Source organism: Dyella sp. GSA-30, from assembly GCF_027924605.1.
Taxonomy (GTDB): domain Bacteria; phylum Pseudomonadota; class Gammaproteobacteria; order Xanthomonadales; family Rhodanobacteraceae; genus GSA-30.
The window spans coordinates 1,841,304-1,864,611 of sequence record NZ_AP027042.1; the positions used below are offsets into that span (position 1 = coordinate 1,841,304).

At 60.9% G+C, this 23,308-nt stretch carries 19 protein-coding genes; 12 read left to right on the forward strand and 7 right to left on the reverse strand.

Annotated features, from left to right (window positions below):
* Positions 1–21: 21 nt before the first annotated feature.
* Together QMG46_RS08205 and QMG46_RS08210 are read right to left on the reverse strand one after the other, a co-directional pair.
* Positions 22–2,019: an alpha/beta hydrolase family protein gene (locus QMG46_RS08205; protein ID WP_281852012.1), complete on the reverse strand. Its 1,998-nt coding sequence runs from the start codon at positions 2,017–2,019 to the stop codon at positions 22–24.
* Positions 2,020–2,217: 198 nt separating this feature from the next.
* Entirely contained in the window at positions 2,218–4,245 is a 2,028-nt protein-coding gene (locus QMG46_RS08210) for an alpha/beta hydrolase family protein (protein WP_281852013.1), read from the reverse strand.
* A 168-nt stretch (positions 4,246–4,413) separates the two neighbouring features.
* Here QMG46_RS08210 and pyk point away from each other — a divergent pair, with 168 nt between their 5' ends.
* The 3 genes from pyk to QMG46_RS08225 all read left to right on the forward strand — a co-directional run bounded on the left by pyk (position 4,414) and on the right by QMG46_RS08225 (position 7,565).
* Complete coding sequence (gene pyk / locus QMG46_RS08215) at positions 4,414–5,886, forward strand: pyruvate kinase (protein ID WP_281852014.1); 1,473 nt, start codon at positions 4,414–4,416, stop codon at positions 5,884–5,886.
* Between the two features lie 82 nt (positions 5,887–5,968).
* Complete coding sequence (locus QMG46_RS08220; protein ID WP_281852015.1) at positions 5,969–6,412, forward strand: energy transducer TonB; 444 nt, start codon at positions 5,969–5,971, stop codon at positions 6,410–6,412.
* Between the two features lie 148 nt (positions 6,413–6,560).
* A complete protein-coding gene (locus QMG46_RS08225) occupies positions 6,561–7,565 on the forward strand; it encodes a class I fructose-bisphosphate aldolase (RefSeq protein ID WP_281852016.1) in 1,005 nt (334 codons plus the stop codon).
* A gap of 71 nt (positions 7,566–7,636) precedes the next feature.
* Here QMG46_RS08225 and QMG46_RS08230 read toward each other — a convergent pair whose 3' ends face one another.
* Together QMG46_RS08230 and QMG46_RS08235 are read right to left on the reverse strand one after the other, a co-directional pair.
* Complete coding sequence (locus tag QMG46_RS08230) at positions 7,637–8,227, reverse strand: porin family protein (RefSeq protein WP_281852017.1); 591 nt, start codon at positions 8,225–8,227, stop codon at positions 7,637–7,639.
* Positions 8,228–8,469: 242 nt separating this feature from the next.
* Positions 8,470–9,222, reverse strand: coding sequence for an outer membrane protein (locus QMG46_RS08235; RefSeq protein WP_281852018.1), 753 nt, complete (start codon positions 9,220–9,222; stop codon positions 8,470–8,472).
* Positions 9,223–9,488: 266 nt separating this feature from the next.
* On the opposite strand from QMG46_RS08235, the gene tkt reads away from it, so the two are divergent.
* A complete protein-coding gene (gene tkt, locus QMG46_RS08240) occupies positions 9,489–11,498 on the forward strand; it encodes a transketolase (protein ID WP_281852019.1) in 2,010 nt (669 codons plus the stop codon).
* 133 nt (positions 11,499–11,631) lie between these two features.
* On the opposite strand, the gene QMG46_RS08245 is transcribed toward tkt, so the two are convergent.
* Together QMG46_RS08245 and QMG46_RS08250 are read right to left on the reverse strand one after the other, a co-directional pair.
* Positions 11,632–12,267, reverse strand: coding sequence for an HAD hydrolase-like protein (locus QMG46_RS08245; RefSeq protein WP_281852840.1), 636 nt, complete (start codon positions 12,265–12,267; stop codon positions 11,632–11,634).
* A gap of 11 nt (positions 12,268–12,278) precedes the next feature.
* The gene (locus QMG46_RS08250) at positions 12,279–13,457 is read right to left on the reverse strand and encodes a phosphoglycerate kinase (RefSeq protein ID WP_281852020.1); all 1,179 of its coding nucleotides are present in this window, start codon (positions 13,455–13,457) and stop codon (positions 12,279–12,281) included.
* A 138-nt stretch (positions 13,458–13,595) separates the two neighbouring features.
* On the opposite strand from QMG46_RS08250, the gene maiA reads away from it, so the two are divergent.
* The gene (maiA, locus tag QMG46_RS08255; protein ID WP_281852842.1) at positions 13,596–14,255 is read left to right on the forward strand and encodes a maleylacetoacetate isomerase; all 660 of its coding nucleotides are present in this window, start codon (positions 13,596–13,598) and stop codon (positions 14,253–14,255) included.
* A gap of 76 nt (positions 14,256–14,331) precedes the next feature.
* Here maiA and QMG46_RS08260 read toward each other — a convergent pair whose 3' ends face one another.
* Positions 14,332–15,447, reverse strand: coding sequence for a PilT/PilU family type 4a pilus ATPase (locus QMG46_RS08260; RefSeq protein ID WP_281852021.1), 1,116 nt, complete (start codon positions 15,445–15,447; stop codon positions 14,332–14,334).
* 278 nt (positions 15,448–15,725) lie between these two features.
* Here QMG46_RS08260 and QMG46_RS08265 point away from each other — a divergent pair, with 278 nt between their 5' ends.
* The 7 genes from QMG46_RS08265 (at position 15,726) to QMG46_RS08295 (ending at position 23,232) form a co-directional block, all read left to right on the forward strand.
* On the forward strand, positions 15,726–16,325 hold the full coding sequence (locus QMG46_RS08265) for a DUF4398 domain-containing protein (protein ID WP_281852022.1): 600 nt from the start codon (positions 15,726–15,728) through the stop codon (positions 16,323–16,325).
* The gene (locus tag QMG46_RS08270; RefSeq protein WP_281852023.1) at positions 16,322–16,930 is read left to right on the forward strand and encodes a hypothetical protein; all 609 of its coding nucleotides are present in this window, start codon (positions 16,322–16,324) and stop codon (positions 16,928–16,930) included. Before QMG46_RS08265 ends, QMG46_RS08270 begins: the two co-directional genes overlap by 4 nt.
* Before the next feature lie 406 nt (positions 16,931–17,336).
* Positions 17,337–17,561, forward strand: a complete 225-nt coding sequence (locus tag QMG46_RS08275) for an HP1242/YdcH family protein (RefSeq protein ID WP_281852024.1) — start codon at positions 17,337–17,339, stop codon at positions 17,559–17,561.
* A 151-nt stretch (positions 17,562–17,712) separates the two neighbouring features.
* Positions 17,713–19,083, forward strand: a complete 1,371-nt coding sequence (locus QMG46_RS08280) for a pyridoxal-phosphate dependent enzyme (RefSeq protein ID WP_281852025.1) — start codon at positions 17,713–17,715, stop codon at positions 19,081–19,083.
* 93 nt (positions 19,084–19,176) lie between these two features.
* Entirely contained in the window at positions 19,177–21,006 is a 1,830-nt protein-coding gene (gene glmS / locus QMG46_RS08285) for a glutamine--fructose-6-phosphate transaminase (isomerizing) (RefSeq protein ID WP_281852026.1), read from the forward strand.
* A gap of 604 nt (positions 21,007–21,610) precedes the next feature.
* The gene (locus QMG46_RS08290) at positions 21,611–22,411 is read left to right on the forward strand and encodes an ABC transporter permease (RefSeq protein WP_281852027.1); all 801 of its coding nucleotides are present in this window, start codon (positions 21,611–21,613) and stop codon (positions 22,409–22,411) included.
* A 53-nt stretch (positions 22,412–22,464) separates the two neighbouring features.
* The gene (locus QMG46_RS08295; RefSeq protein ID WP_281852028.1) at positions 22,465–23,232 is read left to right on the forward strand and encodes an ABC transporter ATP-binding protein; all 768 of its coding nucleotides are present in this window, start codon (positions 22,465–22,467) and stop codon (positions 23,230–23,232) included.
* The last annotated feature ends 76 nt before the right edge of the window (positions 23,233–23,308 follow it).

The following is a 23,308-nucleotide window of genomic DNA, read 5'->3' on the forward strand; positions in this document are numbered from 1 at the left end:
TCAGTCGCGACCGGCAGTAACTCAAGGCGAGGCGTTGGCTACCGTTGTGGCCTGGCCGTGGCCGATATTGCGATCCAGGAACTCCAGCATTTTTTCATAGGCTTGCTGGCTGTGCTCCGGCACGAAGAAGCCGTGACCTTCGTCGGGCATGACCAGTTGCTCGTAGTGTTTGTTGTTCTTGTCGAGCGCTTTGGTCATCTCGTAAAAGTTCTTGATGGGAACGCGCGGGTCCTTGCCGCCATGCAGAAGCAGCACATTGGACTTGATCTTGGGCACGCCGCTAAGCGGTGATCGAGCCAACAGATCGTCGCGATCGTCACCCAGCGCCAGGCTCAAATAGCTGCGCCCCACTTTGCTTTCTCGCGTGTCGCTATCGTCAAGTTGCACACGCAAATCATATACGCCTGCATAACCTATGGCGCACTTGTAGAGATCGGGTTCGCGTACGACGCCTTCCAGTGCCGCATAGCCACCGTAGCTGGCGCCGTAGATGCATACGCCCTGCCGCGTAGCGTAGCCTTGGTCGATCGCCCAATGTGTTGCATCGGTCAGATCGTCCTGCATGGTGAGGCCCCATTTGCGGTACCCCAGTTGCTGGAACCACCCGCCATAGCCGCCCGATCCCCGATAGTTGATCTGCAGTACCGCGTAGCCACGCGAGGCGAACAGTTGTACTTCGCGGTTGTATCCCCATTCGTCGGAGATGCCATGTGGGCCGCCGTGAGGCAAAACGATCAGCGGGTAAGGCTTGCTGCCCTTGGGTAAAGTAATGAAGCCATGCAATGGAAGGCCATCACGTGAGGTGAGGCTCACGGGTTCCATGGCGTGCATCTGCTCCGGATCGATCTGCGGCATGACCTTCACGAGATGGCCAGCCTGCATCGTATCCAGATTGAAAATGTAAAAGTCACCAGGATTGCGATCGCTGCTCACCGACACCACGGCGCGTTTACCGTCGTCGGTGAAACTGGTGAAAAGGACGAGCTGCCCCGGGAAGCTGGCCTGGAGGGCTTTGGTGATTTTTGCCTCCTGACTATTTTCATCGAGGAAATGCAAGGACCTTTTCCCGTCTTGCGTGACGATGGCATAGAAGTCCTTGCCATCGGCCGTGCGCAGCATTTCACCCGGGTCGGAAAACTCTCCGCGGTAAACCGGGGTGCGGGCGAGCGAGGTCATATCCATCAATTCGATGGCGTCAGCCTTCTTTCCCTCCGAGACAAGCACGTAGAGTTTGCTGTTATCTCGGTTGAAGCCCACCGGAGTCATGTTGATATTGGTTTTTGCCGGATCGTTGGCAAGCGACCATTCCGAGTCGTTGTCTTTTCGTACCCAGAGCGAAACGTGGGACGCATCCGCGCTGGCGAAGGCGGCGCGTGCTTGTCCAGCGTGATCGCTGACTACGCTGGCCCCCTCGATAGGCGCTTTGCCAACTTGAGTCACCTGGCCAGTATCTACATTGACGCGCTGGATCAATGGCGCTGCATTGCCGCTGCGTTGAAGAGCGTCGCTTTCGACGAGAATTTCGTCAGGCGTTGCCAGTTTTCTCTCGATGACCCTGGCTCTTCCGCCATCGCCGTCATTCATGTGAATGAGATGTTTGCGGGCTCCAAACAGGTCAAGTTGCTTGTTCCCATCGACATCGATGGCAAAGATCTCGCCGGTTGCATACGGCGTGTCCAGTTTGTTGAACTTGACAGACAGCGAAGCGACCAGTCGCTCGTCATTGGCCCAGAAGTAGTTTGCAATGAGTGCGTCTTTACCCGAGTGAATAAACCGGATGATGCTGCCGGTTTTTCCGTCCAGAATGGCAAAGGCATTCTCGTGCGGGTTGTCCGGCATCGATATCACGGTCGCTATGTATTTACCGCTGGGTGACAGTTGCACCTCGGTAAAGTCAGCCTGCTTTACGAAATCAGCGATTGGCTTTTGTGTGGTGGTTGCGGTCGGTGTATCCGCTGCTGCGGCACTACCGATGGCACACGACAATATGACGGCCCATAGCCGCGTCCTGGCATACATAGTTTGTCCCTTCCCCTGTTGCGACTCATGACAATGCGTCAAGGCGTCGGCGGTCAATCGGTGTCTGTAGCGTCGGCGTGTCTCAGGCACTGTCGACGCGATCTCCCAGACTCCTCCGACTACCACAACGACGCGGAACCGACCCCTCGGTCCTGGTTCATCCTAGCTTTTCGGAAGCCTTTGCGAATATCCAATAAGTCAGGGTAGGCTCGAAATTTCTTTCGATCCGATATGCATGTCCAGAAAGTCGAGCATCTTCTGATACGCCTCCAGACGGTGCTTCTCCAGAAAGAAGCCATGCCCCTCGTCCGGTTCGGTCAATGACTCGTACGGTTTGTGCTGCTTGTCCAATGCGCGCGTGAACTCGCGGAAATTGGCGAAGGGCACGCGCTCATCTGCTCCACCATGGATCAGTAGCAGGGCCGCCTGGATGCGATCGACCCCGCTCAGCGGCGAGCGCCGCAACAGGTCGTCGCGATCATCGCCGAGCACCGTATTGAGGTAACTGGTGCCGCTGTTGGAGCGCTGCGTGTCGCTCTTGTCCAGCTGGATGCGCAGATCGTAGATGCCGGCATAGCCGATGGCGCAACGATAGAGCGACGGCTCGCGCACGGTCGCTTCGACGGCTGCATAGCCGCCATAGCTCGCTCCATAGATGCAGATGCGTTTGGGATCGGCATAGCCTTGCTTGATCGCCCATTGTGTCGCGTCGGTCAGGTCGTCCTGCATGGCCTGACCCCACTGCCGGTAGCCGGCTTGCTGGAATGCCTGCCCATAACCACCCGAGCCACGGTAGTTGAGCTGCAACACGGCATAACCGTGATGGGCAAACAGCTGGGCTTCGCCGTCGTAGCCCCATTCGTCATCGATGCCGTGCGGGCCGCCGTGGGGCATGACAATGAGCGGGTGGGGTTTGTCGCCGGCCGGCTCGGTAAGAAAACCGTGCAGCGTCATCCCATCGCGTGCCTCTACCGTGATCGGCTGCATCGGGCGCATCTGCGGCGCCTCGATCCAATGGCGCCGGCTCAGCAGGTACTTGGCGCTCCTCGTCTCGAAATCGAACAGGAAATAGTCCCCGGGATTGAGGTCGCTGCTGACGCTGAGGATGGCCTGCTTGCCGTCACGGGTGAAATTGCTGAAAGCCACCAGGCGCCCTGGAAATTTTTCGCTCAGCGCTTTGTTCATCAGCGCTTCGGGGCTGTTCTCGTCGATGTAATGCAGGCCTGGTATGCCGTCCCGGGTAACGACGGCGTAGTAGTCCTTGCCATCGGCCGAAGGCAACAACTCGCCCGGATCGGCGAACTGGCCGCGATAGACGAGTTCGCGCTTGCCGTTGTCCGGATCCATCAGCTCGATGGAGTCCGGGCCGGTGGCATGCGACACGCGAACATAGACCCGGCTGTTATCGCGGTTGAAGCCGATCGGCTCGATATTGATGCGCGACTTGTCCGAGTCGTTGAGCAGCCACCAGTTCTTGTCCTTTTCCAGGTCGCGACCCCATAGGCGTAGACCCAGGTAGTCGCCACTGCCCAGTGCCAGGCGTACCCGGCCGGCATGATCGGCAACGAAATAGGCGTCGGCCGCCGGGGAAGTGTCGATGCGGCGGCTTCTGCCGGTGTCCACATCGAGCCGCTCGATCGTCGGCACCGCGCCCTTGCGACTGGTGGTGAACTCGCGCGCGGCGATCAGAATGTCATGGTTGTCGAGCAGTTGCGTATCGATCACGGTGGCTGCCGCTATGCGCTGCTCACCGCCACGCCGGTTGACCGTGGCGTCGTTCTTTGACGAACCACGGACCCCGAACAGGTACATGCCATGCTTGCCGTCGACGTCGGTGGCGATCAGCTCGCCCGTGGGTACCGGCGTATCGAGAAAGCCCATACGCGTGCTCAGGCTGGCGACCAGGCGTCGGTTGCTTACCCAGAAATGGTGATAGATCTGGTCGCGGCTGCCCGAGGGGAAGCTATAGATCAGTTTGCTGGTATGCGTATCGATGATGGCCAGAACATTTTCGTAGGGACTGTCTGGCATCGGGATGACGGCGGAGACATAGTTGCCGTCCGGAGAAATCCGCACCTGGGTGAATTCGTCCGCGCGGACAAAGTCTTTCAGCGACGGGCTATGGGGTGGGGCAGTCGATGTCGACTCGGCGGGGTCAGCCTGGCTGGGCGACGTTGCGGTCAGAAAAACGATTAAGGCGGCGACGGCAAACCGATTCCATGACATGCAGTAACTTCCACAAGGCGAGCGGGCGGGTGACAACGTCCCTGTCATGCTAGCGCAACGTTTGGCCTCCCATGACAGGTGGCGCCGGCAGGGATAAGAACGAGGTCCCATCGATACATTCGTATGCAGAGGTTTAGACGGCCATAAAAGTTCTGGTAGTCTCCCCGGATGACCAATGAAACCTTCACGCGGCGCACCAAAATTGTCGCCACCCTGGGCCCCGCGACCGACGCGCCGGGCATGTTGCAACGGATCATCACCGAAGGTGTGGACGTTGTTCGCCTGAATCTCTCGCACGGCCAGCCGGACGATCACCGTGCGCGTGCGAATGCTGTGCGCGAGGCTGCCGCTACGGTGGGGCGCGAAGTCGGCATCCTTGCCGACCTGCAAGGCCCCAAGATCCGTGTCGAGCGTTTCGGTAACGGTCCGGTCGAACTGCGAGAGGGTGATCCCTTCGTGCTCGACTGCCGCCCCGGTACGCCGCCGGGCGACAACACGCGCGTCGGCGTGAGCTATTACGATTTGCCCAGGGACGTCAGCCCGGGCGACGTGTTGCTGCTCGACGATGGCCTGGTGGCGATGACCGTGGAAGAGGTCGTCGGCAGCGAAATCCGCTGTCGCGTGCTGATCGGCGGCAAGCTGTCCGACCGCAAGGGCCTCAATCGCCAGGGTGGTGGTCTCTCGGTCGATGCGTTGTCCGACAAGGACAAGGCCGACATCAAGCTCGCCGCGGAAATTGGCGCCGATTTTCTTGCCGTGTCCTTTGTGCGCTCCGCCGCGGATATGGAGCAGGCGCGTCGACTGATGCGCGAAGCGGGCGGTAATGCCGCGCTGGTGGCCAAGATCGAGCGCGCCGATGCGATCCCGGTGCTGGGCGAAATCATCGACGCATCCGACGTTGTGATGGTGGCGCGCGGCGACCTGGGCGTGGAAATCGGCGACGCCGAGCTGCCCGGCCTGCAGAAAAAGATCATTCGCGAAGCCGTGCAGCGTAATCGCGCGGTCATCACCGCAACGCAAATGTTGCAATCGATGGTGCGCTCGCCAATCCCGACGCGTGCCGAAGTGCTCGACGTCGCCAATGCGGTGATCGACGGCACCGACGCGGTGATGCTGTCAGAAGAATCCGCAGCCGGTGCGCATCCGGACAAGGCGGTGGCTGCCTTGCGGCGTATCTGTCTGGGCGCCGAGCGTCAGTTCGAGCCGAAGGAAGATCTCGCCACGGCCGGCCATCGCATCGACCGTACCGACCAGGCCATTGCGTTGGCCGCGATGGTGTTAGCGGGTGAGGTTGGTTGCCGCGCGATCGTGGCGTTGACCGAATCGGGCGCGACCGCGCAGTGGCTGTCGCGCTATCGCAGCGCTGTGCCGATCTATGCGCTGTCGCCGTTTGCCGATGCCCGTCGCCGCATGCTGATGCTGCGCGACGTGCAGCCGGTCGAGTTCACCCATGCCGGCCAGACCATGGCGGCATCGGCCCGTCAGGCGGTGCAGGAACTGTTCGCCCAGGGCAAGCTGGCTGAAGGCGATCGCGTGGTGGTGACGCATGGCGACCATGTCGGTCGCGGCGGTGGCACCAATACGGTCAAGCTGCTTTCGGTCGGCGCGGAAGGCATGGTGGAAAGCTTGCGCGATCTGTAAAGGTCGGTTCGGTGACGATTACGCCGAGTGGGCGGCCTCTGCCTTACACTCGGCGCATCTCCACTGCTAGCAGGCCGCTGTCATGCACAAGAAAAACCGTCTGGCCGCTCGCGGCCTCCTGCTCGGCCTGGCCCTGGTCTGTGCTGCTCCGGTGATGGCTCAAGCCGAGCACAAGGTCGCGCCGGAGTCACTTAATAACTACTGGATCCTGCTCAATACCAAGGTCGATGCGGACGTTCCCAACTCCGGCCGCAATCTGGACAAGCCGGTTTGCGCGGCGGTGACCTATAGCATCGGTTCGGATGGCGCCACGATGAACGTCCAGGTGGCCAAGGTCGTTCCCGATAGCGACCTGGGCGCCGTCGGCAAGAGCGTGGTGACCCGCTTCCACTATGGTCCGTCGCTGACCAACAAGGACAGCACCCCGGTCAGCACCTACTACGTCGTCTCCTTCAACCTGCCGGCCGACCCGGCCCAGGCCAAGCGGATCACCGACGCCTGCAAGCTGCCGGGCTATTCCAGCTGACCGGCTCTGAGCCCCTTGCTGCGCCCGGCCAAGACCGGCCGGGCCGATCGGGCTATAATCCAGCACTTTAAGCCTTGCCGGTCCTTTGAAGGCCGGCATCTCGTCATGTTGCGTGGCTACCGGGCCACGCTCGTTCTACGGAGTCGTCATGAGCATCGAAGATCTCGAAAGCATTGCCTTGGCAATGGTCGCGCCTGGCAAGGGCATCATCGCCATCGATGAATCGACCAACACCATCAAGAAGCGTTTCGAGGCCGTTGGCATCGACAACACCGAAGAAAACCGCCGCGCCTACCGCGAGCTCCTGCTGACCACGCCGGGTCTGGGCGAGCACATCTCCGGCGCCATCCTGTATGACGAAACCTTGCGCCAGTCGACCAAGGACGGCGTGCCGTTCACCCAGGTGATGAAGAAGAACGGCATCATCCCGGGCATCAAGGTCGACAAGGGCCCGGTCGCGCTGGCCGGTTTCCCGGGCGACGTGGTCACCGAAGGCCTCGACGGCCTGCGCGAGCGCCTGCAGGAATACGCCAAGCTGGGTGCCCAGTTCGCCAAATGGCGCGCGGTCATCAATATCAGCGAAGACAACCCCAGCTCGACCGCGATCGAAGCCAATTGCCATGCGCTCGCCCGCTACGCCGCGCTGTGCCAGGAAGCCGGTCTGGTACCGATGGTCGAGCCCGAAGTGATCATGGACGGCGACCACACCATCGAAGTCAGCTACGAAGTGCACGAAGCCGTGCTGCGCAGCCTGTTCAATGCCCTGTACGAGCAGAACGTGCTGCTGGAAGGCACCATCCTGAAGACCAGCATGGTCATCGCCGGCAAGGACTGCGATGAGCAGGCCGAAGTCGAAGAAGTCGCCGAGGCCACCGTTCGCGTGCTCAAGACCACCGTTCCGGCCACCTTGCCGGGCATCGTGTTCCTCTCCGGCGGCCAGACCGACGAACAGTCCACCGCCCACCTCAATGCGATGAACCGCATGGGCCCGCACCCCTGGCCGCTGTCGTTCTCCTACGGTCGCGCGATGCAGCAGGCCGCGTTGAAGGTGTGGTCGAAGGACATCAAGACGAACACCGCCGAAGCCCAGAAGATCGTCCACGCGCGCGCCAAGGAAAATGGCCTGGCGGCGCTGGGACAGTGGAACGGCTGAAGTTGATCGCTGTTAGAGAATAAAAAAGGGCGCCTCACGGCGCCCTTTCTTTTTGCCTTTTCTTGCAACGCTTAGAAACGATACTCGGCGCTGATCGACACCATGTCGGTGCTCAGGTCCACGTTGTGCTTCTTCGCATCGTAGTAGTCGTAGTTCAGACCCACGCTCATGTGGCTGGTGAAGTCATAGCCCACGCCGGCACCGGCATACCAGCTGGTGTCGTTGAGGTTATGACGGGTCGGCAGGTCGTCGTTGGACAAGCCGTGACCCTTCCAGCCGTAAATGCCGCCACGTGCGCTCAGATACCAGTTCGGCGTCAGGTTGAAATGACCGTTCACACCGGCAGTCCAGCCGTGCAGCTGCGTTTTGGTCCCATCAATCACGGGACGGCTGTTGAAGATGTTCTTGGCGTGGATGTTGCCCAGGTCGTTGTAGCCGGCTTCAACGCCCAGCGCGAGCGACGGATTGACCGCCCAACGGTAGCCGCCATTGATGGCGTAACCGGTATCGCTGTCGTTATAGGGACCCTTGTCGATCGAGGTGCGACCGACATTGCCGTTGACGAACCAACCGCCATTGCCGGTACCGGCATCTTGGGCGAAGGCAGGAACGGTCAACAGACCGGCGGTAGCGAAAGCGAGGGCAAGCAGCGTCTTTTTCATGGAGATTCTCCTGTTATACCAAGGCGGGGTTCCGGCACGAGAGGGGGAAGCCGGTTCCTCCGCGCACATGCAAATTGCGATGCGCTGACCCTTAGATGGTTCTGGCTTGCTTAAATTCAACACTCGTCAGTGCAGTATTAAGAATCCATTAACTTTCATGAATGAGCCTGCTACAAGTCTTTGAAAAACAAAAGGACGGGCCGCGAACGGCCCGTCCTTGGGTTTCACTTGGAAACAAGCGCTTAGAAGCGGTACTCGCCCGACAGCGAAACGATGCCGGTCGAACGCTTCAGGTCCGAGGTGACTTCGCCGGTGGCGGTGTCGATCAGCTTGCCGGCGTTGGCATGGAAGTAGTCATAAGACACGCCCACACCCCAGTGTTGGTTGATATCCCAACCGGTGCCCAGGCCGGCGTACCAGCTGCCACGGCCGGCGCGACCGCCGGTGGTTTCGCCCAGCGCAGCCGATTCGTCGGCAGTGAACTGGTGATCGTAGTTGTTCGCATGGAAATAACCGCCACGGGCACTGAGGTACCAGCCCTGGATGAGGTTCATGCGGCCATTCACACCAACCAGCCATCCGCGCAGGGCGTTGGTGCTGCTCGACTGGTTGACCGGCTGCGAGTTGAAGACGTTCTTCACGCGGAAATTGCCGAGATCGACATAACCCGCTTCCACGCCCAGGCCGAAGTCCTGCGCCACCTTCCAGCGGTAGCCGCCCGTGAGGCCATAGCCCGTGCGACGGTCGCGCTCGCCCTTGGAGAAATTGAAGGTGTCGAGGTTCTTGCCGAAACCGCCGTTACCGCCGCCGGTGCGGCCGGCATTGGCGTCAATGAACCAGTTGCCCGAACCGACCGCCTGGCCAGGCTGGAAGTTGTCCTGCTCGGGGCCAGTGTAGGTGGGGGTGTAGCCGGAGCTGGCTTGTTGTGCGAATGCCGCGGGGACGGCAACGAGACCAGCGGCCGCGATGGCCACAGCAAATAGTGTCTTATTCATCGGGGTACTCCTAATTTTTTTATTTCTGAAAGCAATCGGGCGGCCGTGAACAGGGGAAGCCATCCGATGTGGTGCATGCAGGGGTTTGCAGCACCGTGAGCTATTAGATAGGCCGATGCCTGAAGGGTTTCAAAGTCGGCATAAATATATTAAGGCCAAGTTAATTTCTTGCGCGCCGCAGCAACGCCGTCTTGACGAAATGGCGACAGTTTCACGTGGGATCGGCGACAATGCCGTTTTTCGCGTTGCCCCTTTGGAGAACATTGATGCCCTCTCGTCGCGAACTTGCCAACGCCATCCGCGCCCTTGCCATGGATGCCGTCGAGCAGGCCAATTCCGGCCACCCTGGCATGCCCATGGGCATGGCCGATATTGCCGAGGTCCTGTGGAAGGATTTCCTGCACTACAACCCGACCAACCCGAAATGGCCTAACCGCGATCGCTTCGTACTCTCCAATGGGCACGGTTCGATGCTGCAGTACGCGCTGCTGCACCTGACCGGCTTCGACCTGCCGATCGAGCAGCTCAAGCAGTTCCGTCAGCTGCATTCGAAGACCGCCGGTCATCCGGAAGCCAGCGAAACGCCCGGCGTGGAAACCACCACCGGTCCGCTGGGTCAGGGTTTTGCCAACGCCGTGGGTTTTGCGCTGGCCGAGAAGATTCTCGCCAATCACTTCAACAAGCCCGGCCACACTATCGTCGACCACCACACCTATGTGTTCATGGGCGACGGTTGCATGATGGAAGGCGTGTCGCACGAAGCCGCTTCGCTTGCCGGTACCTGGGAGCTGGGCAAGCTGGTCGCCATTTACGACGACAATGGCATCTCGATCGACGGGGAAGTGCCGGGCTGGTTTACCGACAATACGCCGGAGCGTTTCGAAGCCTACGGTTGGCAAGTGATTCGCAACGTCGACGGTCATGACGCCGATGCGGTCAAGCAGGCGATCGCCAAGGCGACCTCGCAGCACGCCAAGCCCACGCTGATCTGCTGCAAGACCACCATCGGCTTCGGCGCGCCGCACAAGCAAGGCAAGGAAGAAAGCCACGGCGCGGCACTGGGCAAGGATGAGGTTGCGGCCGCACGCGAATACCTCGGCTGGAAATATCCGCCGTTCGAAATCCCCGCCGATATCTATGCCGCCTGGGATCACAAGAAAGAAGGTGCCGCTGCCGAGCAGGCCTGGAACGAGCTGTTCGACAAGTACGCTGCCGCGCATCCGCAGCTCGCTGCCGAATTCAAGCGCCGCACCGCTGGCGAACTGCCCAAGGACTGGGCCGAGAAGTCGCAGGCCTTCGTCGACAAGATGCAGGCTGAAGGTCCGGACGTGGCCTCGCGCAAGGCATCGCAGATGTCGCTCGATGCGTTCGGCCCGCTGTTGCCCGAACTCCTGGGCGGCTCGGCCGACCTGGCCAGCTCCAACCTCACCAAGTGGAAGGGCAGCCTTGAAGCGGCGGTCGGCAACTCCAGCGAAGGTAACGGCAACTACATCCATTACGGCGTGCGCGAATTCGGCATGACCGCGATCGGCAATGGCCTGGCGCTGCACGGCGGTTTTATCCCGTACGACGCCACCTTCCTGGTGTTTTCCGACTACGCCCGCAACGGCGTGCGCATGAGTGCACTGATTCCGGCGCACACCATCCACGTCTATACGCACGATTCGATCGGCCTGGGCGAAGATGGCCCGACGCATCAGCCGGTCGAGCATCTCGCGTCACTGCGCCTGATTCCGAACAATCAACTGTGGCGTCCTTGCGACGTGGTCGAATCGGCTGTGTCCTGGAAGGTGGCGATCGAGCGCAAGGGCAACCCGGCTTGCCTGGTTTTCTCGCGCCAGACTCTGAAGCATCAGCAGCGCAGCGCACAGCAGGTGGCCGATATCTCTCGCGGCGGCTATGTACTGTCCGATCCGCAGGACACCAAGTTCAAGGCGATCCTCATCGCCACCGGCTCGGAAGTGGAACTGGCGATGGAAGCTTCGCGCACGCTGGCACAGCAAGGTGTGCCGGTGCGTGTGGTGTCGATGCCCTGTACCGAAGTGTTCGACGCGCAGCCGACCGAATACCGCGAAAGCGTGCTGCCTGGCTGGTGCCGCGCGCGCGTGGCGGTGGAAGCGGCCAGTGCCGACTACTGGTACAAGTACGTCGGCCTCGACGGCGCTGTGGTTGGCATGACGACGTTCGGTGCCTCGGCGCCGGCAAACAAGCTGTTCGACTACTTCGGCTTTACGGTGCCGAATGTGGTCGATACGGTGAAGCGCGTTATCGGTTGATGATGTTGCAGTGATGCAAAAAAAGCCGCGGCATGTCCGCGGCTTTTTTGCTTCGAACCTCAGTTTTTACCATCGTCATCCCGGCCTACGCCGGGATGACGAGTAGGAGGTTATTCGAGGTTCTCCAAGGTTGCTAGGCGAGCAATTCAGCCAGCGCCTCGGGCGTCGCGGCAATCGCATCGGCACCGGCTTCTTCCAGCTCGTTGCGATCGCCAAAGCCCCAAAGCACGCCAATCCCACGCACCTTGTTCGCCACCGCGCCTTCGATATCGAACTTGCGATCGCCGATCATCACGGTCTGCGCTGCGGGTATGGCGAAATCGCTCAGCGCGGCGGCAATCATCGACGCCTTCTCGCTCACCGCACTACGCGCGTCCGGGTTGTACATGCGCGCGAACAAATGGCCAAAGGGCAGGGCGGCGATGATCGGCTCGGCGTTGCGGGCGATCTTGCTGGTCACGATGACCAGCGTGTGCCCAGCAGCGTGCAGCTTGCGCACCAGCGCGTCGATACCCGGATACACCGCATACTCGCGGTGCCCATGGGTCTGAAAGCGATCCTGGTAGTGCTCGACGGCTGCCTCGATGCGCTCGGCATCGTGGTCGAGCAGCGGCGCGAAGTTATGGCGCAGCGGCGGGCCGATCCAGTGGCGCAGGTCCGCGTCACTGGGCACCGACACATGCATCTGGATCAAGGCATGTCGCACGCAGGCGACGATGCCTTCTTCCGAATCGATCAGCGTACCGTCAAGATCGAACAGGCAAAGCATCCTGCCTGCGCTCACTTTGCCGCACGAGCCTTGAGCGCGGCCACGGCCGGTAGCTCCTTACCTTCGAGGAATTCGAGGAAGGCGCCGCCGCCGGTGGAGATATACGACACGTCTTTTTCGATGCCGTACCTGTCCACTGCGGCGAGCGTATCGCCACCGCCGGCAATCGAGAATGCGTTGGACGCGGCAATCGCGCGCGCCAGCGTTTCGGTGCCGTGGCCGAAGGCGTCGAACTCGAACACGCCGACCGGGCCGTTCCACACCACCGTGCCCGCCTTGGCGATCAGTTCGGCGTAGCGCTTGGCCGTCTCCGGGCCGATATCCAGGATCATCTCGCCGTCCTTGACCTGATCGACCGGCTTGACTGTGGCTGGAGCATGCGCGGAAAACTCCGGTGCGACGATGACGTCGATCGGCAGCGGCACGTCCGCGTTGCGGCGCTTGGCGGCGTTGATGACTTTCTTGGCCGCATCCAGCAGGTCCGGTTCGTACAGCGAATTGCCGACGCCGTAACCGCTGGCGGCAATAAACGTGTTGGCGATACCGCCACCCACGATCAACTGGTCGACCTTGTCGATCAGGTTTTCCAGCAACTGCAGCTTGGTCGATACCTTCGAGCCGGCGACGATGGCAAGCAGCGGGCGTGCCGGCTGCTCCAGCGCCTTGCCTAGCGCATCGAGCTCGGCCGACAGCAGCGGACCGGCGGCGGCGATCGGAGCGAACTTGATCACGCCGTGCGTGGATGCCTGCGCGCGATGCGCGGTACCGAAGGCATCCATGACGAAGATGTCGCACAACGCGGCATATTTCTTCGAAAGGGCTTCGTCGTCCTTGCCCTCGCCGATATTCATGCGGCAATTCTCGAGCACTACCACTTCACCGTCGGCGACATCGACGCCGTCGAGATAGTCGCGCACCAGGCGAACGTCCTTGCCGAGTTTCTTGCCGAGCCATTGGGCGACCGGCGCCAGCGACGACTCCTCGTCGAACTTGCCTTCCTTCGGGCGGCCCAGATGAGACAACACCATGACCTTGGCGCCGGCGTCGCGAGCGGCCTTGATCGTGGGTAGCGAGGCTTCCAGCCGCTGGGTGGACGTGATGCGGCCGTTCTCGATCGGCACGTTCAAATCTTCACGGATCAATACGCGCTTGCCGCGCAGATCCAGGTCGCTCATACGGGTGACGGACACGATGGCTTTCCCTTTAAGGCTTCGAAGGACAGGCGGCACCGCTGGGCGGCGCGAACCGCCTATTGTCCCGCCGCCCCGGGAACGATGCAAACCGTGGGCCGGGTTATCCTGTTCTTCTCATCCCAAGCCTTGGCCCTCATGTCCGCACTCACGCTCTATGGTTACTGGCGTTCCAGCGCTGCTTATCGCGTTCGTATCGCCTTGAATCTCAAAGGTCTTGAGTATGGGAACAGGCCGATACATCTGGTCAACGACGGGGGCGAGCAGCATCGGGCGGATTACCGTGTGCTCAATCCGCAGGAGCTGGTACCTACGCTGGTTGACGGCGATCACGTGCTGACGCAATCGCTGGCAATCGTCGAATACATTGATGAAACCCACCCCGAGCCGCCACTCCTCCCGGCTGATCCGTTAGGTCGCGCCCGGGTGCGCGCATTGGCGCAGGTGATCGCTTCCGACGTGCATCCGATCGGCAACCTGCGCGTTCTGCAGTACCTCGAGGGCCAGTACGGCGACCAGGCCCGCAAGGGCGAATGGTCGAAACATTGGATTGCCAAGGGGTTGGAGGCGTTCGAGGCGATGGTGGCGAACCATCCGGATACGGGCCGCTTTTGCCATGGCGACACGCCGGGACTGGCCGACCTGGCGCTGATTCCACAGCTGTACAACGCGGTGCGCTGGAATCTGCCGCTGGATGTCTATCCGACGTTGCAGCGCATTCAGGCTGCTTGTCAGGAGCTTGATGCGTTTCGGCTCGCGGAGCCTGAGGCGCAGGGGGATGCGCCTGTTGCGGGTTGACCAGAGCGCCCCCTCACCCCAACCCTTTCCCCTGGCTTGCCGGGGGAGAGGGTTGGGGTGAGGGGGCCCTAAGCCATCAGAACCCCAACCCATACGGATCATTGCCCACCAGCTCGGTGTTGTTCACACCGCCGCCTTCGGACAAACGCACCTTCAACGCCAGGCCGTCGCGCGAATCGGCCTTGTTGAGCGCCTCTTCCAGTTCGATGCGGCCTTCCTTGTAAAGGCGATACAGCGATTGATCGAAGGTCTGCATGCCTTCCTGCAGGCTGCGATCCATCGCTTCCTTGACTTCGTGAATCTGGCCGCGGCGGATCATGTCGCGGATCAGCGGCGTATTGAGCAGGACTTCGGTTGCCGGGATGCGGCGGCCGTCCTTGCCCAGCACCAGGCGTTGGCTGATCACCGCGCGCAGATTGAGCGCAAGGTTCATCAGCACGTTCTTGTGCGCCGATTCCGGGAAGAAATTGAGGATACGCTCCAGCGTCTGGTCTGCGTTGTTCGAATGCAGCGTCGCCAGGCAGAGATGGCCGGTTTCGGAGAACGCGATGGCCGCTTCCATGGTGTCGGTGTCGCGAATCTCGCCGATCATGATCACGTCCGGCGCCTCACGCATCGCGTTTTTCAGCGCCTCGTGATAGCTGTGCGTGTCCAGGCCGACTTCGCGCTGGTTGACGATCGAGCGCTTGTGGCGGTGCAGGTACTCGATCGGGTCTTCGATGGTCAGGATATGGCCCGACGAGTTCTGGTTGCGCTGATCGATCATCGCCGCCAGGGTGGTCGACTTGCCCGAGCCGGTGGCGCCGACGACCAGGATCAGCCCGCGCGGTTCCATGATCAGGTCGCGGAAGATGCCGGGTAGCTGCAACTGGTCGATGCTGGGGATCTCGCTCTTGATGGCGCGGATCACCATGCCCACTTCGCCGCGCTGCTTGAACACGTTGATACGGAAGCGTCCCGCCTCCTTCACGGCCAGGGCCATATTCAGCTCGAGATCGCGCTCGAACTGCGGTACCTGACCTTCGTCCATCAGCGAATAGGCGATCTTCTTGACCATGCCGCTGGGTAGCCCGGTGTTGCCTAGCGGGTAGAGCTTGCCTTCGACCTTGATGTTCACCGGGGCGCCAGTCGTCAGGAACATGTCCGACGCGCCCTTGTCCACCATCAGCTTCAGGAAATAACCGATATCCACATTCTTCCCCTATAAGACCCGTTACATGGCTCCGGTCTATCCATCGGCCGGGCCGTGCGTTTTATTAAGGGTAGCCAACAAATCGACCGCGTGGCGCTTCGACGCATGGCCGATGCTCGGAATCGTGGTGTACGTACATGTACACTCGTGATGTCCGCGCGCCGTCCAAGTCCATCGAAGACAACGCTCGCCCTACGTGTAGGCGACCCCAAGTGCGCGTTGCAATCATGGATTATGCCCGCCCACAATACGCTGCAACACTCCGAGAGGAATGAGTGATGGTGCACATCTTTTCCCCGCTGAACGGGCGCTCCAGGCGCTTTCGGACAGCGGTTTCGACCCTGGCGCTGGCCACGGTAATGGCCACCCTGGCCGGCTGCGCAAGCGTGCCGCCGCCGGATGGGTCGATGAATCTGGCGCAATCGCAGCTCCAGGCGGCACGCGATGCCGGCGCGGCCGACTATGCGCCGGTCGACCTGGGTTTTGCCCAGAGCAAGTTCCAGCAGGCCCAGTCGGCCATGGCCAGCCGCAAGTACGACGTGGCTGGCCAACTGGCTGACGAAGCCCGCGCCGATGCCGAATTGGCCCGTGCCAAGGCTCGTCTGGCCGCCGCCCGGGCGCAGATCCAGCAAAAATCCGACGACAACGAGCACCTGCGTCAGCAGATCGAGCAGGCGCATGCTCACGACAACGATCCGCCGCCTGTCGCCGCGCCGGCCCCTGCGTCCAGCAACGGCCTGCCCCCGGCCCAGCCGATGGAAGACCTGCCGGCCCCACCCTCGTCGCAGCTGAGCTCGCCGCAGGATCAGGGCCAGGGCACCCAGACGCTGCCGGACCAGACCTTGCCCGATCCGAACCACCAGGGAGGCCAGCTGTGAAGCGCCGACTCGCCACCACCCTAAGCGCCCTCGTACTGGCTCTTGCCACCGTTGGTGTGGCGCATGCCGCCAAAGACGATTTGGACGTCAACCGGCTAAGCAACAGCCTGAACCAGCTATCCAACGATCCGAACCTCGGCAGCTATGCCCAGGCCGAGCAGGCCCGTGCCCGTGACGCGGTCAGCCGTCTGTCCCAGGTCAAGTCGAAGGAGCGCCCCCACGCGCTGTACATCGCCGAGCGGCAGGTCGATCTGGCACGGGCCTCGGCCCAGTTCCAGGTGGCACAGCTGAGGCTCAACGAGCTGGATCGCGAGCACGATCAGATTCAGCTGGAGGGCAGCCGCCTCGACGCCGAACAAGCGCGTCGCGAACTGGAACGCCAGCGCCTGCAGTACCAATTGGCTCAGGAAGAAGCCGCGCGCCTGCAACAGCAGGGCGAGGCCTCGGCCGCCGCTGCCGAGCAGGCCAAGGCCGAAGCCGAACAGGCCCGCAAGCTGGCCGCCGCCCAGAGCAAGGTCGCCAACGCAGCCAAGCGCCAAGCGGATCTGGCGGCTCAGGCCGCACGCGCCCTGCGCGCCCAGCAGCAGAATTCCAAGGGCGACTGAGGCCGGGCTGCACCGCCCAATAGCTACCTTGTAGGAGCGACTTCAATCGTGATCGGCCGTGATGTAACCGTTGGTCGCAGTTAAAGCCGTTCCCACAGTCTCAGGCAGGGCCGAAGAAAAGATTTGTTACGCAAAAGCCTGTTTCGACAGGCTTTTTGCTTTAAGTCCGTGTGACAAAAGATATTTCCGGACGCGCTTGCATGCCCTTCTTTCCGGGAGTAGGGTCAAGTTCCCATGGGGCATCAGCGCGCCATGGGTCACTGACCTGAATCATGCGCTCACTCTTCCCAACACCGTCGCTTCCTTCCGCCGTCGCGGATGGATGGTGCGCGAGTGCGCGCGTGCACATCACCGTTGGCAGGCGCACCGGTCACGCGCCTGCAGCCCCTAACGAGGAGGTCGGACTATGTTCGAAAACCAGCAGCGTGACGATGTCGAAGCCTTGATGAAAGCCGACGCCGAATTCCGTCGGCTCTACCTGCATCACAAGGAACTCGACAGCAAAGTGCATGACGCCGAGATCGGTGTTCTTCCCATCGACGACATCACGCTTCGTTGTATGAAAAGGGAAAAGCTACAAGCCAAGGAACGATTACAACGGATGTGGGACACCAAGCAACTAGCTCACTGACGCTGCGAGTTTTCGCACGAGCATCGGCCCCGGGGCGCGCACGCGCTGCCGGGGCCGAGTCGTTATGGCGGTGCAAACATGCCGGGTTATCATGCTCATCTTGCCGGCGAGCCATGTTGCCGTCCGGCGCAGTCTCAAAACGGAGCCCCTCATGACGGTCAACCAAAGTGTCCTCGAACTGATCGGACGTACCCCGATGGTACGCGCGCAGCGCCTGGACGTAGGGCCGTGTGAGCTGTTTCTGAAGCTGGAGAACAACAATCCCGGCGGCTCGATCAAGGACCGCATCGGCCTGTCGATGATCGAAGGCGCCGAGCGCGCCGGCAAGATCAGGCCAGGCGCGACCCTGGTCGAGGGCACCGCGGGCAATACGGGCCTTGGCCTGGCACTGGTGGCGCAGCAGAAGGGTTATCGCCTGATCCTGGTCGTGCCGGACAAGATGAGCCGCGAGAAGATCTTCAACCTCAAGGCGATGGGCGCCGAAGTGGTACTGACCCGTTCGGACGTCGCCAAGGGTCACCCCGAGTACTACCAGGACATGGCCGAGCGCATTGCGCGCGAAACCCCAGGTGCCTATTTCATCAATCAGTTCGGTAATCCCGACAACCCCGCCGCGCATATCGCCAGCACCGGTCCGGAAATTCTTGAGCAGCTGGATGGCAAGGTCGACGCCATCGTGGTCGGCTGCGGGTCGTCGGGCACCCTGAGCGGTCTGTCCAAGTTCTTTGCCGAGGCTTCGCCGAACACCGATTTCGTGCTGGCCGATCCGGTCGGTTCGATTCTTGCCCAGTACATCAACGAGGGCGTGCTTTCGACCAAATCCGGTAGTTGGATGGTCGAAGGTATCGGCGAGGACTTCCTGCCTTCGATCAGCGACTTCACGCGGGTCAAGAAGGCCTATGCCATCCCCGATAAGGAAAGCTTCCTGGCCGCGCGCGAGCTGCTATCGAAAGAGGGGGTGCTCGGCGGCTCGTCCACCGGTACCTTGCTTGCCGCCGCCTTGCGCTATTGCCGCGAGCAGACCACCCCCAAGCGCGTGGTGACCTTTGTCTGCGACACCGGCAACAAATACCTGTCGAAGATGTACAACGACTACTGGATGCTCGACAACGGCTTTATCGAGCGCGAACAGCATGGTGACCTGCGCGATCTGTTGCTGCGCCCGTTCTCGCAGCGCGACACCGTCGTGGTCGGCCCGAACGAGCTGCTGATGACGGCATACACGCGTATGAAGCTCTACGACGTGTCGCAGCTGCCGGTGATGGACGGCAGTCGTCTGGTCGGCATCCTCGACGAATCGGATGTGCTGATGCATGTACATGCCGATGAAGCACGTTTCCGTGACTCAGTCGCCACTGCGATGATCAGCAACCTGCAGATGCTCGATGTGCGCTCGCCGATCGAGTCGCTGCTACCGGTATTCGAGCGTGGGCATGTGGCGATCGTGGTCGATGGCGAGCAGTTTCTGGGCCTGATTACGCGCATCGACCTTTTGAACTATCTCCGACGCAAGGTGCACTAAACACCCCGTGCCGCGCTAGTCTGGGTGTGGCGAAAGTCTGTTGAAATGGATCGCCGCGAAAGTGGCGGTCTGTTATTGCAAGGATTACTGCCCATGTGTGGAATCGTCGCAGCCGCCGCCCAGCGTGATGTTGCCCCGTTGTTGATCGCGGGCCTGAAGGCTCTCGAATACCGTGGTTATGACTCGGCGGGCATCGCCGTCCTTGAAGACGGACAGATTCAGCGCGTCCGCGCCAAGGGCAAGGTGCGCGAAATGGAGGCGCTGTATCAGGCCGATCCGTTCCCTGGCGGTACCGGTATCGCGCATACGCGCTGGGCCACCCATGGCGTGCCGAACGAAGCGAACGCACATCCGCATGTGGCCGGCCGCGTTGCATTGGTACACAACGGCATCATCGAAAACTATGCCCAATTGCGTGAAGAGCTGCGCAAGGGCGGTCATGTATTCACATCCGAGACCGACACCGAAGTCATGGCGGCGCTGGTGGAGGCGCGCCTGAAGGATGGCTTGAGCCTGCGTGAGGCCGTGATCGCGACGGTGCGCAATCTGGAAGGCGCCTACGCGATTGCCGTGATCAGCCGCGATGAACCCGGCCGCGTCGTCGGTGCGCGTCGTGGCGCACCGCTGCTGGTCGGCGTGGGTATCGGCGAAAACTTTCTCGGTTCCGATGCGCAGGCCTTGATCCAGGTCACCAACAAGATCGTCTATCTCGACGAAGATGACGTCGTCGATATCACCCGCGACAGCATGCAGATCTATGGCCTCGATGGTGCGCTGGTCGAACGCGCGCAGCACGAGAGCGAGATATCAGCCGATGCTGTCGAACGCGGCGAGTATCGCCACTACATGCAGAAGGAAATCTTCGAGCAGCCGCGCGCGGTGGGCGACACGCTGGAAGCGCGCATCGGGCCGCATGGCGTGCTGCCGAATATCTTCGGCGTCGGCGGCGATGAATTGCTGGCCAAGGTCAAGGCGGTGCACATCATCGCCTGCGGTACCAGCTATCACGCCGGCATGGTGGCCAAGTACTGGATCGAAGACTACGCCCGCCTGCCGGTAAACGTCGAAGTTGCCAGCGAGTACCGCTACCGCGAAGCCGTCGTCTCCAACGACACGTTGTTCGTCGCTATTTCCCAATCGGGCGAAACCGCCGACACGTTGGCCGCAATGCGTGAATCGCGCCGCCGTGGCTACCTTGGGACATTGGCGATCTGCAACGTGCCCGAGTCGTCGGTCGTGCGCGAGTCGGATCTCAAGTTGATGACGCGAGCAGGCCCGGAAATCGGCGTGGCGTCGACCAAGGCGTTCACCACGCAGCTGGCGGCATTGGCGTTGCTCACCTTGCAGCTGGCGCGCCACCGCGGTCTGGATAACGCGCGCTACACCGATCTCTGCACACAGTTGCAGCGCTTGCCCCGCCTGATCGAAGAGGCGCTGAAGCTCGAGCCGAAAATCGTCGAGCTGGCCGAACATCTGATGCACCGCCAGCACGCACTGTTCCTCGGCCGTGGTGCGCAATATCCGGTGGCGTTGGAGGGTTCGCTCAAGCTCAAGGAAATCTCCTATATCCACGCCGAAGCCTATCCGGCAGGCGAGCTGAAGCACGGCCCCTTGGCCCTGGTCGACGAAGACATGCCCGTCATCGCGGTGGCGCCCAGCGGTCCGCTGCTCGACAAGCTCAAGTCCAATCTGCAGGAAGTCCGCGCACGTGGCGGGGAGCTACTGGTCTTTGCCGATTCCCATGCCGTGATGGACGAGGGCGTAAGCCGTGGCGCGATGCTTCGCCTCGATGGCGGTGGCGACTTCGTCGCACCTGCTGTGTTCACGGTGCCGTTGCAATTGCTGGCTTATCACGTGGCCGTGTTGCGCGGTACGGATGTCGATCAACCGCGTAATCTGGCCAAGTCGGTGACTGTGGAATAGCTGATCCCGCTGATTGCCAAATCAGCGGGAATTTCAGCTCCTTTCGCGGCCCGAACACGAGCCAGATGGCGCGCTCCAGCAGGTCCGTCGATCGACCGGCATGCCGGTAGTGAAGCAGGCGCGACGACAGGACCTGTCCATGCGATACATCAGCACCAGGCTGCTCGGTGCTCGCGCGAGCACGCTTGACGGCTCCTTGCGTGGCGCCCCGCGCCAACGCTTTCTACGGGCCTGCTAGCCGCTTTACCGGCCCCTGCTCATCTCCAGGCGATAGCGTCCATTGCGGGCTTGGAGAGCAGCGGCATGGTGCCTGCCATCCCCATTTTGTCGGTATCAAACGCATTGATCCGATATCGCGGCTAGCCCCATGCGAAGCTTGCGTAAGGCTGTCCTCGAAAAATTTTTCCGTCGCATTTCCGTCACGATGCCGTCAAACGTCTTTACTCTTTATGACTCCCTGACAGTGAAGGACGCCGGTGATCCGCAAGTTGCACGCAAGGATCCTTTTACAAAAGGGTCATCATCATGATCAATAATTTCACTTCGATGAATGCGTCCAACGCAGATCGGATCGTTAACGACTCTCTTCGGATTTCTTGAATCCATGCTCAAGTACTCAACAGTAGCTGCGATGTCTGACATCGCGGCAGCAACGCGGCGTATGCCGCTTGTCGGTATTCTCGGTTGGCAGGACGTTCGCCAGCGCTATCGAAGGTCAGCCCTTGGACCGCTATGGCTGACGATCAGCATGGGGGTGATGATCGCGACGATCGGCATCGTCTTCGGCTCACTCTTTCATAGCCCGATGACAGAGTTCCTGCCTTCATTGGCGATCGGTATCATCTTGTGGGGCTTCATATCGACGGTCATCAATGAAGGGTGTGTCAGCTTCATTGCCTCTGACGCGATCATCAGGCAGCTGCCGATTCCGCTGTTCGTTCACGTGCTTCGCATGACATGGCGCAACGTGATCATCCTCGGTCACAACCTGTTGATACTGCCGATCGTGTTTATTGCGGTCCGTAAATCCGTCCATCCCGTCATGGTCGTTTCCATCGTCGGATTTGCCTTGCTCGTTCTCAACCTTCTGTGGATCGCGCTGATCCTTGGCGTGGCATGCGCTCGTTTTCGAGATCTATCCCAGATGGTGGGCAGCATTCTGCAAGTCGTCTTTTATCTGACCCCCATCATGTGGTTGCCGCAAAGCCTGCCAGCGAGCGTGTCTGCGTATGTGCTGGACTTCAACCCGGTCTATCACTTGCTGGAAATTGTTCGAGCCCCACTGCTTGGTCACCTGCCGAGCACGATGAGCTGGGTCGTGTCAGGCGCACTCGCCGCCATCGGCTGGGCAGTGGCGTTGCTCTTCTATGGTCACTTTCGGCGACGTATCGCTTACTGGCTATAACGATGGGAAACGCATGTCATATCCAACCACCCTGCATTGATTGAAGTGACCTTATGGCGCTCATAGAATTTGAAAACGCGACTGTCGAATTTGCGATATACAACGCTACTGGGCGCTCGCTGAAAAAGCAGATCTTCCAGATGGCAACCGGCGGACAGATCGGCTCGGATGAGCGAGGTCGTGTCGTGGTACGCGCACTCGAGAACCTGACGTTCTCCTTGCGCGATGGTGACAGGGTGGGGTTGCTAGGTCATAACGGAGCAGGCAAGAGCACCTTGTTGCGAATGCTCAGTGGGGTTTATGAACCCTCGTCGGGGAGTGCGCGTATTCAGGGAAAGGTCGGCTCGCTTATCGACATATCACTGGGCATCGATCATGAAGCTACTGGGCGGGAGAACATTTATACGCGCGGTGCGCTACTTGGCATCACGCGCTCCAGCATGAAACAGCATATAGACGAGATTATCGAGTTCTCCGAGCTCGGCGCCTTTATCGACATGCCGTTGCGCACCTATTCGACGGGTATGCATTTGCGCCTTGTTTTTGCTGTTTCGACCATCCTGCGTCCTGAGATCCTGTTGATGGACGAATGGCTTTCCGTGGGCGACGAGGGATTCAAGCATCGCGCCGAAGCGCGACTGGCCAGCATGGTCGAGGCCACCAAGATCCTCGTGCTGGCGTCGCATTCCCGAGAGCTCATCATGAACACGTGTAATCGTGTCATTTGGCTGGAGCACGGGAAAATCCGCATGATGGGTGATGCCAGGACGGTAACGGATGCCTACTTCGGAGGCGTGTCCAGTGAGCTTCATGCTGCCTAGTGATGGCGCGCAGCGCCTTGCCGGGTTTGAATCCTCTTTTATCAGGAGCGGTTGAGGATTCAGGGGCGCTCGGCCA

Excerpts from the sequence above, each read along its gene's own strand:
- tkt (WP_281852019.1), top strand. The coding sequence starts at position 9,489 with ATGCCCTCTCGTCGCGAACTTGCCAACGCCATCCGCGCCCTTGCCATG.
- QMG46_RS08230 (WP_281852017.1), bottom strand. The coding sequence starts at position 8,227 with ATGAAAAAGACGCTGCTTGCCCTCGCTTTCGCTACCGCCGGTCTGTTG.
- glmS (WP_281852026.1), top strand. The coding sequence starts at position 19,177 with ATGTGTGGAATCGTCGCAGCCGCCGCCCAGCGTGATGTTGCCCCGTTG.
- QMG46_RS08275 (WP_281852024.1), top strand. The coding sequence starts at position 17,337 with ATGTTCGAAAACCAGCAGCGTGACGATGTCGAAGCCTTGATGAAAGCC.
- QMG46_RS08280 (WP_281852025.1), top strand. The coding sequence starts at position 17,713 with ATGACGGTCAACCAAAGTGTCCTCGAACTGATCGGACGTACCCCGATG.
- QMG46_RS08225 (WP_281852016.1), top strand. The coding sequence starts at position 6,561 with ATGAGCATCGAAGATCTCGAAAGCATTGCCTTGGCAATGGTCGCGCCT.
- QMG46_RS08290 (WP_281852027.1), top strand. The coding sequence starts at position 21,611 with ATGCTCAAGTACTCAACAGTAGCTGCGATGTCTGACATCGCGGCAGCA.
- QMG46_RS08235 (WP_281852018.1), bottom strand. The coding sequence starts at position 9,222 with ATGAATAAGACACTATTTGCTGTGGCCATCGCGGCCGCTGGTCTCGTT.
- maiA (WP_281852842.1), top strand. The coding sequence starts at position 13,596 with ATGTCCGCACTCACGCTCTATGGTTACTGGCGTTCCAGCGCTGCTTAT.
- QMG46_RS08210 (WP_281852013.1), bottom strand. The coding sequence starts at position 4,245 with ATGTCATGGAATCGGTTTGCCGTCGCCGCCTTAATCGTTTTTCTGACC.
- pyk (WP_281852014.1), top strand. The coding sequence starts at position 4,414 with ATGACCAATGAAACCTTCACGCGGCGCACCAAAATTGTCGCCACCCTG.
- QMG46_RS08220 (WP_281852015.1), top strand. The coding sequence starts at position 5,969 with ATGCACAAGAAAAACCGTCTGGCCGCTCGCGGCCTCCTGCTCGGCCTG.
- QMG46_RS08205 (WP_281852012.1), bottom strand. The coding sequence starts at position 2,019 with ATGTATGCCAGGACGCGGCTATGGGCCGTCATATTGTCGTGTGCCATC.
- QMG46_RS08245 (WP_281852840.1), bottom strand. The coding sequence starts at position 12,267 with ATGCTTTGCCTGTTCGATCTTGACGGTACGCTGATCGATTCGGAAGAA.
- QMG46_RS08265 (WP_281852022.1), top strand. The coding sequence starts at position 15,726 with ATGGTGCACATCTTTTCCCCGCTGAACGGGCGCTCCAGGCGCTTTCGG.
- QMG46_RS08295 (WP_281852028.1), top strand. The coding sequence starts at position 22,465 with ATGGCGCTCATAGAATTTGAAAACGCGACTGTCGAATTTGCGATATAC.